The sequence below is a fragment of the Pseudomonas sp. B19125 genome, from assembly GCF_044218855.1.
In the GTDB taxonomy this organism is placed as follows: Bacteria; Pseudomonadota; Gammaproteobacteria; order Pseudomonadales; family Pseudomonadaceae; genus Aquipseudomonas; species Aquipseudomonas edaphica.
This window is the reverse complement of sequence record NZ_CP162589.1, coordinates 2,058,811-2,073,440: the sequence shown is the minus strand read 5'-3', so window position 1 is coordinate 2,073,440 and position 14,630 is coordinate 2,058,811. Positions and strand designations below refer to the sequence as shown.

17 protein-coding genes are annotated in these 14,630 nt (G+C 59.8%); 12 read left to right on the top strand and 5 right to left on the bottom strand.

What is annotated here, in order from left to right; translation table 11 throughout:
• Positions 1 to 103: 103 nt before the first annotated feature.
• The 3 genes from AB4P96_RS09585 to AB4P96_RS09575 all read left to right on the top strand — a co-directional run bounded on the left by AB4P96_RS09585 (position 104) and on the right by AB4P96_RS09575 (position 3,570).
• The gene (locus AB4P96_RS09585; protein ID WP_236460260.1) at positions 104 to 838 is read left to right on the top strand and encodes a phosphoadenylyl-sulfate reductase; all 735 of its coding nucleotides are present in this window, start codon (positions 104 to 106) and stop codon (positions 836 to 838) included.
• 466 nt (positions 839 to 1,304) lie between these two features.
• Positions 1,305 to 2,834: an NCS1 family nucleobase:cation symporter-1 gene (locus AB4P96_RS09580; RefSeq protein WP_017134732.1), complete on the top strand. Its 1,530-nt coding sequence runs from the start codon at positions 1,305 to 1,307 to the stop codon at positions 2,832 to 2,834.
• A gap of 13 nt (positions 2,835 to 2,847) precedes the next feature.
• Positions 2,848 to 3,570, top strand: coding sequence for an aspartate/glutamate racemase family protein (locus AB4P96_RS09575; protein ID WP_099548786.1), 723 nt, complete (start codon positions 2,848 to 2,850; stop codon positions 3,568 to 3,570).
• A gap of 201 nt (positions 3,571 to 3,771) precedes the next feature.
• On the opposite strand, the gene AB4P96_RS09570 is transcribed toward AB4P96_RS09575, so the two are convergent.
• Positions 3,772 to 4,695 carry a LysR substrate-binding domain-containing protein gene (locus tag AB4P96_RS09570; protein WP_395600712.1) on the bottom strand — a complete coding sequence of 308 codons (924 nt, stop codon included), beginning with the start codon at positions 4,693 to 4,695 and terminating at the stop codon, positions 3,772 to 3,774.
• 105 nt (positions 4,696 to 4,800) lie between these two features.
• Here AB4P96_RS09570 and AB4P96_RS09565 point away from each other — a divergent pair, with 105 nt between their 5' ends.
• Entirely contained in the window at positions 4,801 to 5,547 is a 747-nt protein-coding gene (locus AB4P96_RS09565) for a 3-oxoacyl-ACP reductase family protein (RefSeq protein ID WP_099548784.1), read from the top strand.
• Between the two features lie 90 nt (positions 5,548 to 5,637).
• Here the strand turns inward: AB4P96_RS09565 and AB4P96_RS09560 are convergent, their stop codons facing one another.
• Positions 5,638 to 6,327, bottom strand: coding sequence for an HAD-IA family hydrolase (locus AB4P96_RS09560; protein WP_169984992.1), 690 nt, complete (start codon positions 6,325 to 6,327; stop codon positions 5,638 to 5,640).
• Between the two features lie 221 nt (positions 6,328 to 6,548).
• On the opposite strand from AB4P96_RS09560, the gene AB4P96_RS09555 reads away from it, so the two are divergent.
• Entirely contained in the window at positions 6,549 to 6,932 is a 384-nt protein-coding gene (locus tag AB4P96_RS09555) for a DUF2784 domain-containing protein (RefSeq protein WP_017134639.1), read from the top strand.
• Here AB4P96_RS09555 and AB4P96_RS09550 read toward each other — a convergent pair.
• Positions 6,892 to 7,860, bottom strand: coding sequence for an NAD-dependent epimerase/dehydratase family protein (locus AB4P96_RS09550; RefSeq protein ID WP_017134638.1), 969 nt, complete (start codon positions 7,858 to 7,860; stop codon positions 6,892 to 6,894). The two genes, AB4P96_RS09555 and AB4P96_RS09550, sit on opposite strands and share 41 nt — an antisense overlap.
• A 93-nt stretch (positions 7,861 to 7,953) precedes the next feature.
• On the opposite strand from AB4P96_RS09550, the gene AB4P96_RS09545 reads away from it, so the two are divergent.
• The 7 genes from AB4P96_RS09545 (at position 7,954) to AB4P96_RS09515 (ending at position 12,787) form a co-directional block, all read left to right on the top strand.
• Entirely contained in the window at positions 7,954 to 8,838 is an 885-nt protein-coding gene (locus AB4P96_RS09545) for a LysR family transcriptional regulator (RefSeq protein ID WP_169984998.1), read from the top strand.
• Positions 8,839 to 8,892: 54 nt separating this feature from the next.
• Entirely contained in the window at positions 8,893 to 9,471 is a 579-nt protein-coding gene (locus AB4P96_RS09540; protein ID WP_017134636.1) for a DUF4337 domain-containing protein, read from the top strand.
• 130 nt (positions 9,472 to 9,601) lie between these two features.
• The gene (locus tag AB4P96_RS09535) at positions 9,602 to 10,261 is read left to right on the top strand and encodes a M24 family metallopeptidase (protein WP_395600711.1); all 660 of its coding nucleotides are present in this window, start codon (positions 9,602 to 9,604) and stop codon (positions 10,259 to 10,261) included.
• Positions 10,262 to 10,270: 9 nt separating this feature from the next.
• Positions 10,271 to 10,624 (top strand): gamma-glutamylcyclotransferase family protein, encoded by a 354-nt coding sequence (locus tag AB4P96_RS09530; RefSeq protein WP_395600710.1) that lies wholly within the window; start codon positions 10,271 to 10,273, stop codon positions 10,622 to 10,624.
• A 102-nt stretch (positions 10,625 to 10,726) separates the two neighbouring features.
• Entirely contained in the window at positions 10,727 to 11,062 is a 336-nt protein-coding gene (locus AB4P96_RS09525; protein WP_017138311.1) for a hypothetical protein, read from the top strand.
• Between the two features lie 68 nt (positions 11,063 to 11,130).
• Positions 11,131 to 12,171, top strand: a complete 1,041-nt coding sequence (locus tag AB4P96_RS09520; RefSeq protein WP_236460254.1) for a DMT family transporter — start codon at positions 11,131 to 11,133, stop codon at positions 12,169 to 12,171.
• Positions 12,172 to 12,517: 346 nt separating this feature from the next.
• The gene (locus AB4P96_RS09515) at positions 12,518 to 12,787 is read left to right on the top strand and encodes a short-chain dehydrogenase (RefSeq protein WP_170039313.1); all 270 of its coding nucleotides are present in this window, start codon (positions 12,518 to 12,520) and stop codon (positions 12,785 to 12,787) included.
• Between the two features lie 124 nt (positions 12,788 to 12,911).
• Here the strand turns inward: AB4P96_RS09515 and AB4P96_RS09510 are convergent, their stop codons facing one another.
• Positions 12,912 to 13,814, bottom strand: a complete 903-nt coding sequence (locus AB4P96_RS09510) for a LysR family transcriptional regulator (RefSeq protein ID WP_170039315.1) — start codon at positions 13,812 to 13,814, stop codon at positions 12,912 to 12,914.
• Between the two features lie 35 nt (positions 13,815 to 13,849).
• Positions 13,850 to 14,584, bottom strand: a complete 735-nt coding sequence (locus AB4P96_RS09505) for an isochorismatase family protein (protein WP_170039317.1) — start codon at positions 14,582 to 14,584, stop codon at positions 13,850 to 13,852.
• Positions 14,585 to 14,630: the final 46 nt, after the last annotated feature.

The window sequence follows — 14,630 nt, the reverse complement described above, 5'->3', positions numbered from 1 at the left end:
GAACTCTAGCGATTCAAGCGCGGCGCCGCAACGCAGAGCGGATTTTGATACCATCACTCCCCTATAGAGCGCTCAGCGCCACTGACCTGTAGGAACCGTCCTGATGAACCAAGCCTTCGACGTCGCTGAACTCGCCGCGACTTATGCCAACAAATCCGCTCAGGACATTCTCAAGCTGGCATTCAGCCAGTTTGGTGATGACCTGTGGATTTCCTTCAGCGGTGCCGAGGATGTGGTGCTGGTCGATATGGCTTGGAAGCTGAGCAAGAACGTCAAGGTGTTCAGCCTCGACACCGGCCGTCTGCACCCGGAGACCTACCGGTTTATCGAGCAGGTGCGCGACTTCTACAAAATCGACATCGAGCTGATCTCGCCGGACCAGAGCAAGCTGGAACCCTTCGTCAAGGAAAAGGGCCTTTTCAGCTTCTATAAAGACGGCCATGGTGAATGCTGCGGCGTGCGCAAGATCGAACCGCTGCGGCGCAAACTGTCCGGCGTAAACGCCTGGGCCACCGGCCAACGGCGCGACCAGAGCCCCGGCACCCGCAGCCAGGTGGCGGCGCTGGAGATCGATACAGCGTTCTCCACCCCGGAGCGCACCCTGTACAAATTCAACCCGCTGGCGCAGATGACCAGCGAGGAAGTCTGGGGCTATATCCGCATGCTGGAGCTGCCCTACAACAGCCTGCATGAGCGCGGTTTTATCAGCATCGGCTGCGAGCCCTGCACCCGCCCGGTATTGCCTAACCAGCATGAGCGCGAAGGCCGCTGGTGGTGGGAAGAAGCCACGCAGAAGGAATGCGGGCTGCATGCCGGGAATATCATCAGCAAGGCTTGAGGGCTGACGCGGTAAAATGTGGGAGCGGGCTTGCCCGCGATTGCGGTGGATCAGTCACTTATAAGTCGGCTGAGAAGCCGCCTTCGCGGGCAAGCCCGCTCCCACATTTTGTTTTGGGCAGCCCATAAAAATGTACACACTAATGTAACCATAAGTGCCATTTATGTGTGCAATCCGTATTCTCCCGCACCAAAACGTAACACTCATTTCCTAACGCTGCTTCCCTCTTAAATAAAGCGCCTCCCCACAAAAAATAAATACCTGTTCAATCGGTCAATTTATATTGCTTTTAATTCAGCAATTTATTCAACAGACCTATAAAAACGAAATTAACCCTGATTTTCATAGACCCAAAACTGGCACGCATGTGGCTTAAGGTGAATTGCTCTTTGTATACAATAAATACAAAACATACATACACTTTGCCATCTGCAGCGTTCCTGCAGATGCGCCGGAGCCTGCCGGAATGCGTACAAGCCTCTCGAATGACATCGCACTGGATCTGCCCTCCTCCGCCCTGAATCTCGAGGCCGCAAGCCCCGGCCCATTGGTGCTCAGCCCGCGCCTGCATAACAAGGACCTGGCTCCCACCAAAGCCGAAGGCCGACGCTGGGGGCGCTACAGCATCTTCGCGTTGTGGACCAACGACGTGCACAACATCGCCAACTATTCGTTTGCCATCGGCTTGTATGCGCTGGGCCTCGGCGGCTGGCAGATTCTGCTGTCCCTGGGGATCGGCGCAGCGCTGGTGTATTTCTTCATGAACTTGTCGGGGTTTATGGGCCAGAAAACCGGCGTGCCGTTTCCGGTGATCAGCCGTATCAGTTTCGGCATACATGGTGCGCAGATCCCGGCGCTGATCCGTGCGGTGATTGCGATCGCCTGGTTTGGTATCCAGACCTACCTGGCCTCGGTGGTTTTCCGTGTGTTGCTGTCGGCAATTCATCCAGGATTTGCCGACTATGACCACAACTCCATTCTCGGCCTGTCGACCTTGGGTTGGGCGTGTTTCATCACGATCTGGTTTGTGCAACTGGCGATCCTGGCGTACGGCATGGAAATGGTGCGCCGCTATGAAGCCTTCGCCGGGCCGGTGATTCTGGTGACCGTGGCTTCGCTGGCCGGTTGGATGTACTTCCAGGTCGGCGGCAATATTGCCTGGTCGATCCGCGAGCCTTTGAGCGGTGGTGAGATGTGGCGCAACATCTTTGCCGGTGGCGCGCTGTGGCTGAGCATCTATGGCACGCTGATCCTCAATTTTTGCGATTTCGCGCGCTCCTCGCCGTGCCGCAAGACCATCCTGGTCGGTAACTTCTGGGGTTTGCCGGTAAATATCCTGGTGTTTGCCGCGATCACCGTGTTGCTCTGCGGCGGGCAATTCCAGCTCAATGGCCGGGTGATCGAAAGCCCGACCGAAATCATTGCGGCCATCCCCAATACCTTCTTCCTCGTGCTCGGCTGCCTGGCGTTCCTGATCGTTACCGTGGCGGTGAACATCATGGCCAACTTTGTCGCGCCAGCCTTTGTGCTCAGCAACCTGGCGCCCAAGTACCTGAACTTCCGGCGGGCCGGGCTGATCAGCGCCACCGTGGCGGTGCTGATCCTGCCGTGGAACCTCTACAACAGCCCGCTGGTGATCGTGTATTTCCTCTCCGGGCTGGGTGCGCTGCTGGGGCCGTTGTATGGGGTGATCATGGTCGATTATTGGCTGATCCGTAAAAGCCAGGTGGATGTACTGCAACTGTATAGCGAAGACCCGAATGGCGTTTATTACTACAGCCGTGGGGTCAATTTACGCGCGGTCGCGGCGTTTATTCCTGCGGCAATCATCGCCATTCTGCTGGCACTGTTGCCCGGTTTTGCCAGCGTCGCACCGTTTTCCTGGCTGTTTGGCGCCGGTATTGCAGGGCTGTTGTACTTGCTGATCGCCAAGCGCCAAACGTTCTACGCCGATGTCAGCGGCGAAAGCATTGCAGTCGATAACGCCAGTCATTAATCAAGGACATTCCATGCGCATCCTCGTGGTCAACGTCAACACCACCGCGTCAATCACCGACACCATCGCCCAGCAGGCGCGGGCTGTGGCTTCACCAGGCACCGAAATCGTCGGGCTTACCCCGTACTTTGGCGCCGAATCGGTGGAAGGCAACTTTGAAAGCTACCTGGCCGCCATCGCCGTGATGGACCGGGTGATGGCCTACGACCAACCGTTTGATGCGGTGATCCAGGCCGGCTACGGCGAACATGGCCGTGAAGGCTTGCAGGAATTGCTCAACGTGCCGGTGGTGGACATCACCGAAGCGGCGGCCAGCACGGCGATGTTTCTGGGCCATGCCTATTCGGTGGTCACCACCCTGGACCGCACCGTGCCGTTGATCGAAGACCGCCTGAAACTCGCAGGTCTCTATCAACGCTGCGCCTCGGTGCGCGCCAGCGGCATGGCGGTGCTGGAGCTGGAAGAAGACCCGCTGGCCGCCATGGAAGCCATCGTGCGCGAGGCGGAGTTGGCCATTCGCGATGACAAGGCCGAAGTGATCTGCCTGGGCTGCGGCGGCATGGCCGGGCTGGATGAGCAGATTCGCCAGCGTACCGGCGTGCCGGTGGTAGACGGCGTCACGGCGGCGGTAACCATTGCCGAATCGCTGGTGCGCCTGGGGTTGTCGACGTCGAAGATCAGGACTTACGCAACACCACGGCCGAAGAAAGTGATCGGCTGGCCAGGCCACCGCTGAAGGCATCCATATTCTCCTGTGGCGAGCAGGCTTGCCCTGCGTTGGGCTGCGCAGCGGCCCCAGTAAACACACTGAAGTTCCTTCTGAAAGTACTCAGCGCCTGGATTTGGGGCTGCTTCGCAGCCCAACGCAGGGCAAGCCTGCTCGCCACAACGGGCGCCTTACTACAGACGATGGCCGCGACTCGGTAGATGGTAGTGATCAAATCGCGCTGAACACTTGCCCCAGTTTCTGCTCGGCAAACTGCTCGATGATGAAATCCACAAATGCTCGGGTCTTGCCGGGCAGCAGTTTGTGTTCGGCGTAATAGATAGAGATGTTGCCGTCGTCGACATACCAATCGGGCAGTACGCGTACCAATTTACCGCTCGCCAGCCAAGGCACGGCAAACGGCATGCTCACCAGCGCAATGCCCAACCCCTGGTCTGCCGCGACGCAGGCCGCCTGGGAATCGCTCATGGTCATGCGCGCCTTGAGGTTCAACGGGCCGTGCTCGCCGTGGCGACCGGTCAGTTGCCAGGAACGCACACGGCCGGTTTGTGGCGAACGAATCAGGATGCCATCGCAGTGCTCAAGGTCTGCCGGCTGCACAACCTCCGCATGTGCCGTCAGGTAATCGGGCGAGGCCACCAGCACTCGATGCGCCGGCGCGAGCTTGCGTGCGACCACCCCCTGAGGCAGCTCAAACCCACCGCCCAGTGCGGCGTCAAAGCCCTGCCCAATCAGATCGACCTGACGGTTATCAAAATGCCAGTCGGGGCTGATACCCGGGAAGCGCTTCAGAAACTCGCCCAGCAACGGCACGATGTACAAACACCCCACCACCGTGCCCATGCTGACTTTCAAGGTGCCCACCGGCCGCCCTTCGGCGCTGGCCAAGTTAGCCACGGCATTCTGGATGGTGGTGAGGCTGGCGCTGACTTCTTCGAGAAACAGCTTGCCGGCTTCCGTCAGCGTCAGCCGCCGGGTGCTACGCTGAAACAGCCGAACACCCAGGCGTGCTTCCAGCTTCGCGACGCTTTTACCGACTGCCGCCGGGGTCAAACTCAGATGCCGGGCGGCTTCGGCAAAGCTGCCACCTTCGGCGCTGCGCACAAAACATTCGATACTGCCAAAGCTCTCCATATCGACCACTCTAAACTTTTGGTTTACACAGACTATAGCAATCACGGTCTACCGGCTTGGGTGGGTGAGGCCGATACTCGGTCCATCAACTACTTGGAGAACGACATGACCACACACAATCTCAGCGGCAAAGTTGCATTGATCCAGGGCGGTTCCCGCGGTATTGGCGCCGCCATCGTCAAACGTCTGGCAGCGCAAGGTGCAGCCGTTGCTTTTACCTACGTCAGCTCTGCCGCCAAGGCCGAGGCACTGCAAAACAGCGTGATCAGCGCAGGCGGCAAAGCCTTGGCCATTCAGGCCGACAGTGCCGATGCCACGGCGATTCGCAACGCCGTCAACGCCACCGTCGAAGCCTTTGGGCGCCTGGATATCCTGGTGAACAACGCCGGTGTGCTGGCCATCGCGCCACTGGAAGATTTCAAGCTGGAAGACTTCGACCAGACCCTGACGATCAATGTGCGCAGTGTATTTATCGCCACTCAGGAAGCGGCCAAACACATGGGTGAAGGCGGCCGCGTGATCAATATCGGCAGCACCAATGCCGAGCGCATGCCCTTTGGCGGTGGCGGGCCGTATGCGATGAGCAAGGCTGCGCTGGTGGGGCTGACCAAGGGCCTGGCACGGGATCTGGGACCGCGTGGCATCACCATTAACAATGTGCAGCCTGGGCCGGTGGATACCGATATGAACCCGGCGGACAGTGAATTTGCGGCGAGTTTGATGGGGTTGATGGCGGTTGGGCGGTATGGGCAGGTGGAGGAGATTGCCAGCTTCGTGGCGTATCTGGCTGGCCCGGAGGCGGGTTACATCACGGGCGCGAGCTTGACCATTGATGGTGGTTTCAGCGCATAACCAAATGTGGGAGCTGGCTTGCCTGCGATGGCGATCTTGAGGACGCCATCGCAGGCAAGCCAGCTCCCACATTTTTTTGACCGTGTTGGGTCAGGACATTGGTGGCAAGCCGTAGGCCGCCAGGTCGAAGTCCGCCAGCTTGCGGATGATCTGGTCGGCATGCTGGTACTTGCTGTCGGCCATGGCTTCATCGGGCACGGCGATGGCGGTCATGTGGGCGGCCTTGGCGGCGGTCACGCCGAACGGCGAGTCTTCGAACACCAGGCAATCCTCGGGCGCGACACCCAAGCGGCGGGCGGCAGTGAGGAAGATATCCGGCGCGGGCTTGGCGGCACCCACTTCTGGGTCATCGGCGGTGACGATCGTGCCGAACAAGCCAAACCACTCACGGTGCAAGGTGGTCTTGTGGCCAAACGAATTGCGCGACGAACTGGTGCCCACGGCAATCGGGATGTTGTGCGCCTTCAAATGTCGCACCAGCGCTTCGGCACCCGGCATGCCCAAGGCCTTGGGGAAACGCTCGCTCATCAGCGGTTCGCGAATCAGCAGAAACTCTGCCGGGGTGATCGGCAAGTCCAGCGCCTTCACCACATATTCAGCCAGGTCCTGAGCGCCCCGGCCGATGATGTGCTGCTTGATGCCCCAGTCGTAGGTGCGGCCGTAGCGTTCGGCGATAATCTGTGTAACTTCGGTGTAGATACCTTCAGTGTCCAGCAACAACCCGTCCATATCGAAAATCACGGCCTTGATCGGACCGACTGGAGTACGCGGTACATTCATCGCAACAGCACCTTGGGGAAGGACTAAAAGGTTTCAGCACAATAGCGGCCTACAGCGTAGGTAAGCAACCTTGGCGGCCCTCCACCCTGCGGCGCTATTCAAGGTGCCCACAATGCGCTGTACTTGTATGACTTCAACCGCAGCAACACACCGAAAAAGCTGCGCGTGTTTATCGACTACCTGCAAACTCACCTCCAGCCTTGATAAAAGCGAACCTCTTCATGCTCTATCGCATTGCCGCCGACAGCCTGGTGCTGTTCCACCTGTGTTTTATCCTGTTCGTGCTGTTTGGCGGGTTGCTGGCCCTCAAGTGGCGGCCGGTGATGTGGCTGCACCTGCCCGCCGCGGCCTGGGGCGTGGCAGTGGAAGTGTTCCACCTGCCCTGCCCGCTGACCCGCTGGGAGAACCTGCTGCGCCACCTCGCCGGGCAGGACGGTTATGGCGGCGGTTTTATCGAGCATTACATTCTTACGCTGATCTACCCGGCCGGGCTGACCCCACAGATTCAACTGGGGCTGGGCGCCGTGGTGTTGCTGATCAACAGTGCGGTGTATGTACGCTTGATCAGACAGCGTCAGGCAAACACCCCAGACCGAGCAACGTAGCTTCCACCGCCTGCTCCAGCGGCGTGTGCGGCTCGCGCCCCAAAGCCGCGACCAAGCGCTGGTTATCCAGACGCAATGGGGTTTGCCACAGGTAACGCATCTCCTGCATTTCGCGAAGAGTGACGACAAAGGGCGCGGCCACTTTCAGCAACCACCATGGGAAACGACCTACGCGTGGTTGCTGGCCCGTCCTGCGCAACACCACCTGCTGGATCGCCTGGGTCATCTGCGTGCCATCCGTGTCCATATGCCCGGCCATATGAAAGCGCGCAAAAGCCTCCAGGGTTGACCGGCGTTCAAGCAACTCGACCATGGTGCGCGCCACATCCGGCAAATAAGCCCATTGATGCGCCACACCCGGTGAGCCCGGATAACTGATGGCGTGTACCGGTTTACCGGGTTTGATCAAGCCTTGGGCAAACCAGTTGTTGGCCACCCGAGCGCCGAAAAAATCCCCGGCGCGCACAATCAACACACGGGCGCCACGGCGGGACGCCTGTTCCAGACGCTGCTCGAGTTGTACGCGGATAGCCCCCTTGCGCGTTTGCGGGTGCTGCGGTGAATCTTCATACAGCACCGGAAACACATCCGGCCCGAAGTTGTAGACCGTGCCCGGCAACACAATCGTAGCGCCCTCGGCGATGGCCGCCGCAATGCTGTTGTCGATCATCGGCATGACCAGCTCAGCCCAATTGCGGTAACCCGGTGGGTTGACGGCATGTACGATCACCGCACAACCACGGGCCGCGGCGCGTACCTCATCACGGTTGAGCGCGTCGCCCTCGATCCAGGAAAAGTCGGCATTCGCGCGGCGCGCCTTGCCCACATCCCGCGTCAGTGCACACACCTCCCAGCCTGCCGCGTGCAGTTGCCGCGCCACTTCACCGCCGATCCCGCCGGTTGCCCCCAGCACCAGAACCTTGCTCATGACCTTCTCCTACATTAGTTGGTGAGGCCATTGTGTGTGCAGCCTTGCTATAGATAAATTGCCGAAGACCATCCTGCCGCTATACATTTATGCATGGCATCGACTATTGGATGGGAGCTTTACCGGTCGTTCCTTGGCGTACTCAAGGAGGGATCGTTATCGGGTGCCGCGCGGCAGCTCGGTATCACACAGCCTACGGTGGGCCGGCACATCGCTGCGCTCGAAGCCGAACTGGGCGTGGTGCTGTTTACCCGTTCGCCTGCCGGGCTGTTGCCGACGGCGGTGGCCCACACCTTGCGCGCCCATGCCGAAACCATGGAACGCACCGCCGCCGCCCTGGAGCGCGCCGCGTCTGCCCACGGCGATGAAGTGCGCGGGGTGGTGCGGGTGTCGGCCAGCGAGGTGGTCGGCGTGGAAGTACTGCCGCCGATCATCACCCAATTGCGCCGCGAGCACCCGCACTTGCGGGTTGAACTGGTGCTGACCAACCGCCTCAGCGACCTGCTGCAATTGGAGGCCGACATCGCCGTGCGGATGGTCCGCCCCAGCCAGGAGCAACTGCTGGCGCAGCGCGTCGGCCTGATCGAAGTGGGACTGCACGCCCGCGACGATTACCTGCAACTGCAGGGCGCCCCTTTGCAGATGCAAGACCTGGCTGGCCATTCAGTGATCGGCTTCGACCAGGAAAACGCGTTTATCCGCAGCCTGGCGATCAAGGGCTTTGAACGCAGCGCCTTCGCCATCAGCAGCGACAGCGACCTGGCGCAATTGGCGCTGATCCGCGCCGGTGCCGGTATCGGCGGCTGCCAGGTGCAACTGGCCAAGCGCGACCCGCGTTTGCGCCGGGTACTGCCCGATGGCTTTGCGCTCAAATTGGACACCTGGGTGACCATGCACGAAGACCTGCGCAACAGCCCGCGCTGCCGGGTGACATTCGACGCGCTGGTGCAAGGTTTGCAGCGTTACGTACAGGATTGAGACAGCTTCACTGGTAAAGAATCAGTCTCCCTCAGTCCCTTCATAGACGCCCCCATGTCCGAAGCCTTCGAAGTCCCCAGCCCCCACGAAAAACACATCGAACACACCACCGAACATGCGCACGGGCGCGGTGACAATTTCGCCAGCCGCATCGCCGTAATGACCGCGTTGATGGCCACCCTGGGTGCCATGCTCAGCTACCAGGCCGGCTCCACCGAAAGCGAAGCGGCCATGGACAAGAACAACGCCGCCATCATCAAGACCGAAGCCGCCAACCAGTGGAACTACTACCAGGCCAAATCCAGCCGCCAGAACCTGGCGGAGCTGGCCACGCATATTCCGGGTGTAGATGCCGCGCATTACAAGGACGAAATCGAGCGCTACAAGGGCCAGAAGGAGGAGGTGCGCAAACAGGCCGAGAAGCTTGAGGCGACATCCAAGGAATGGGACCAGAAATCCGAAGAGGCACTGCACCAGCATCACCGCTGGGCACAGGCAATGACCGCGATTCAGATCGCGATTTCGTTGGCGGCGATTACGTTGTTGACGCGTAAAGAGTGGCTCAAGCGCCTGTCCTACACCGCAGGTGGAGTGGCGATGGTGCTGGGTAGCCTGGCCTGGCTGCACCTCTGACAGCATGTGGGAGCTGGCTTGCCTGCTCCCACATTTGATCTGTGGTGTTTTAAGGGTTGGGTTCCATCTCGGCATCGCTATATAGTAAAACGCATAACGACCAGCACAGCCTGACTGCGAGGGAACACCGGTGACTGCACAACCCAAAGAAGCCGTGGGCGCCGCCTACAGCATCGACGCCATGCGCTACGCCCAAGCCATGACCTGGCAAGCCATCGAACACCTCGCCCAACGCATCCGCCCCGGCATGCTTGAATCCGAGGCTCGCGAGCTGGGCAAACAGGTACTCACTGAGCTCGACATGCAACGCATCTGGCACCCGCTGCTGGTGCGTTTCGGCGCCAACACCCTCAAGGCTTTCAACCAACGCTCCGAAGGCGACCCGGTGCTGGCTGAAAACGATATCTTCCTCATCGACATGGGCGCCGTGTGGCAAGGCCATGAAGGCGACGCCGGAGCCACCTTCACCGTTGGCAACGACGCGGACATGATCGCCTGCGCCAACGCCGCCAAGGCGCTGTTCGACCGCGTACAATCACGCTGGAACAATGACCACGTGGCAGGCCTTGAGCTTTACCGCTACGCCCAAGAGCAAGCCCAAGCCATGGGCTGGCGCTTGAACCTCGACATCAAAGGCCACCGCGTCAGCGACTTCCCCCATGCCATCCATCGCGGCGGCGACCTGGGCGATTTCGAGCATTACCCGAATGCCGGGCTGTGGATTCTGGAAATCCAGATCGCCCACCCGAGCAAGCCCTACGGCGCTTTTTACGAAGACCTACTCGCTTAAGGAACATCCATGGAAGGCTCCACCCAATTTCCCGTGCTGCTGTTTTCCTACGGCACCTTGCAGGACAAAGCCGTGCAACTCGCCAACTTCGGCCGGGAACTGGTCGGCCAGCACGACGCCATGCTCGGCTATGCGCAAAGCTGGGTAGAAATTACCGACCCGCAAGTGCTCGCCACCAGCGGCAAGACCCATCACCCGATTGTCGCGCCCACCGAGGAAAAGGCTGCCAGCGTTGAAGGCATGGTCTTTCAGATTAATGAGCAGGAACTGGCGGCAGCGGATACGTATGAGGTGTCGGACTATAAGCGTGTGTCCGTCGCGCTGGCTTCGGGTCTTACAGCGTGGGTGTACGTGCAGGCCTGAAAATGAAACATCCGGGTAATTGATTTCAATCTGCCAATGTAGGATTTAAAGTAGCGCCCCCTCGAGAATTGAATCCCGAGGGTCAGTCCATGGAGTTTCACAGTGAAGTACGTCAGTAAAGTAGTTGCAGCAGCTGTTCTCGGTTTCACCCTCGCAGGCTGCACCGGCACCGCCATCAAATCCCCGCAGTACGACAGCAGCCAATACACCGTTTTGGGCCACAGTGAAGGCAGTGCCACCGGCATCATGTTGCTCGGCGTCATCCCGATCGGCCAGAACAACCGCTTCGTGCGCGCCCAGGATGCCGCCATCAAGGCCAAAGGCGGCGACGCGCTGATCAACACTCAAGTGCAGGAAAAATGGTTCTGGGCCTGGGTACTGAACGGTTACACCACCAAGATTTCGGGTGATGTGATCAAGCTGAAAACCGCGCAGTAAATATAAAGTTGTCAGGGCGCTGACCCTGGCAAGCGACGTATCATGGGTCAACCTTTCGAGGATGGCCCATGAACCTCAGCATCGTTTACGCACTCGCCGCCGCCGCCCTGTTCGGCGCCAGCACCCCGCTCGCCAAAAGCCTCGGCCTGAACCTTTCGCCCGTACTGCTCGCCGGCCTGCTCTACCTCGGCAGCGGTCTCGGCCTGGCCTGCGTGCGCCTTATCCGTGATCGCGGCTGGAAACCCAGCGGGCTGACCCGTGCTGAATGGCCCTGGCTGCTCGGCGCCATCGCCTTCGGTGGCATCCTCGGCCCGGTTGCCTTGATGTTCGGCCTCACGCGCACCGCCGGCGCGACCGCCTCCCTGATGCTCAACCTTGAATCGGTACTGACCGCCGTGATCGCCTGGCTGGTGTTCAGAGAAAACGCCGACCGCCGCATCGTCCTCGGCATGCTCGCGATCGTGCTGGGCGGCGTGGTGCTGTCATGGTCCGACGGCGGCGGCGCCAGCAACGACTGGACCGGGCCGTTTGCCGTGGCGCTGGCGTGCGTGTGCTGGGGGATTGATAACAACCTGACGCGCAAAGTCTCGGCCTCGGACGCGCTGTTTATCGCCGGCGCCAAGGGCTTGATAGCCGGGCTGGTGAATGGCAGCCTGGCGCTTTACCTCGGCGCGCAGATACCGGGTGTGGCACAGCTGGCGCCGATCTTGTTGGTTGGGTTTTTGGGGTATGGCATCAGCCTCGTCATGTTTGTGCTGGCGTTACGCGGGTTGGGCAGTGCACGCACGGGCGCTTACTTCTCGACGGCGCCGTTCCTCGGCGCGGCTGTTGCCCTGCTGATGTTTGGGGAATCGGTAACGGTGGCGTTCTGGATTGCATCAGCGTTGATGGCCGTGGGCGTGTGGTTGCACCTGACGGAGCGGCATGCCCATGAGCATCTGCATGAAGCGACGGAACATGGGCATCGGCATGTGCATGATGAACATCATCAGCATGAGCACGGGTTTGAGTGGGACCCGGCGCAGCCGCACAGTCATGTGCATGTTCACAGTGTGATGCGGCATAGCCATGCGCATTTTCCGGATGTGCATCATCGGCATCGGCATTGAGGATGGCGTCTTTGGCAGCCATATAAATGGGTTTGGGCAACGTCCTACAGCTCATTCGGAAGCGTCGGCCTGCCGCTTCAAAATTGCAAAGCCTATAGTCACTCGGTCGCCCACAGGGCGAACGGGTTTGGCGACTCGACTATTAAGACGGCAGAAGTCTCCCGGCAGATTTGCGGGATGCGCCTGCACGCAATAAGCTGCTCAACGGCTGCTGTGCGTGGGAGACCTTCGGGTCTGCCGGTCTTTGTCCGTTCTTATACCGGTTCGCCAACCTGCGTACAGCGGCCACCTTTTGTTTGGCGACAAATGCGTGGCTCATATTCCTCTAAGTGAACGGACTTAACGCATGAACCAATACATAGCCCTCACCAGCAACGACAGCGCCACCCCTGCCCTTTTTGTCGATACCACCGTCCCCCTGGAAATTCTCCTCGACGCCGCGAGTTTTCGGCTGCGTGCCGTCACCCAAGTCCTTGAGAACCTTGCACTGCGCAGCGAGATCAGTAGTGATGCCGTTGTTCTCAGTGATTTTGCCCTGCTGTGCTCAATCCCGTTACGCGACGGCTGCGATTTGCTGGACGTCATAGGCCGACGCATGGATGTACCCGGCGCGTGATCTAGAAACGGCAGCTTTCAAACTCCAGAGATCACAAAACCCCTGGTCTCTCCCGAAATCAGGGGTTTAATTGCCTCGCATGGAGCCCGTGACAAGACTCAAATAAATCTGTCCTTTTCCTTTCTCAGACGGCGGCTTTAGCATCCACCTGGTAAAAATCCGCCATGTAATCCACAAACGCCCTGACCTTGGGCGCCAAGTGCCGGGATTGCGGGTACAGCGCGTAATAACGCCACTCGCCCATCGAGTAGTTGGGCAGGATGGGCACCAGTTGCCCTTGCGCCAGGTTGTTGCGCACCGTCGCATGCGTGAAGCAGCCGATGCCTGCGCCGGCCAGTGTGGCGGCGTGCAAGGCAGTGATGGTGTTGGTCTTGAATTGGCCTTTGGGCGTGACGCTCACGGTTGCACCACGGGCCGAGGTGAGTTGCCAGTCTGACGCCTCCCCGACAAACCTCAGCAAGCGGTGCTCGTCGAGTTCCTGGGCGGTGCGCGGTAAACCGTGGGTGTGGATGTAGGCAGGCGACGCCACCAGCACGCGTTTTGAAACAGTCAAGGTGCGGGCGATCAGCGTGGTATCACCCAACGCGCTGGCGATGCGGATGGCGACATCAAAGCCCTCGGCCACCAGGTCAACGAATCTGTCGTCGCAGCACAGTTCAAGTTCGATATCGGGATAACGCTTCTGGAACCCCGGCAGCCAATGCGGCAAGTCCAGCGTGCCCACCACCAGCGGCACACTGACCCGCAACAGGCCTTCGGGGCGCTGATGCCCCTGTGCCATGGCCTGGGTAGCCGCATCGAGGCGGTCAAGAATATCGACACAGGCTGCGAAGTACTGCTCCCCAGGCCCGGTCAGGCTGAAACGTCGGGTATTGCGGTTGATCAACTGAACGCCCAGTTCAAGTTCCAGCTGCTGCAACTGCCGTGAAATCGTCGAGTGGGTAGTGTTCAGCCGCTCTGCCGCAGCAGAGAAGCCCTTGGCCTCGACAATGCACCGAAAGGCGCGCATGGCAGATAGCTGATTCATGAAGCGGGCGTTACTCCAATGAGTGATCAGGCTGATCAGTGAACCGGCAAGGCGACGATTTGCGCGGTGGTCAGCACTGAACCGAAGGTGTCTTCGATCTCGGCCAGCGCCGAGTCATGCAGTTGGTCTTTGGTCACCGAACGCCCATTGGCGCGAGTGATGGCGCGGGTTGCCGTAGCGTCGGATGCTACCACAACGTCGTAGCCCAACGGCGTGGCGTCGCGGGCTGCAGCGGCGACACAGGCGTGGGTCATGAGGCCGGAAATGATCAGCGTCTTGATCCCGGCTTTCTTCAGCTGGGCATCAATATCGGTGCTGGCGAACACGCTGACGGTGGTTTTCTGAATCACCTTATCTTGTGGGCGCGGCTTCATCAGCGGATGGAAATCCACGGTCTTGCCATCTTTGGCAAACACTGCGGCGCCATTTGGGGCGATGTGCTGCACGTGGATCACCTGGATGTGCTCCTTGTCTGCGAAGGCAATCAGGCGCTGAGTGTTTTCCAGGGCTTTCATGCCATCCGGGATCGGCATGCGGCCGGTGTAGTACTCATTCTGGAAGTCGATCACCAACAGTGCGGTGGTCTTGGCATCCAGTTTGTCAGCCGGCTTGGCACCGAACATGGCGCGAATGGTCGGGTGTGGGTTAGCCGGTGCTGCGGCGGCGACAGCAAACTGGCCGAGGCCCATCATCAAGCCCAGGCCGATGACGGCTGACTTGAGCAACTTGGGCAGAAGGCGGCTCGATGGAGTGGCGAATGTGCAAGTCATGATGCAGTCCTGTTTGACGAGTTGAATTAGGGTGCTGAAAGGCCGA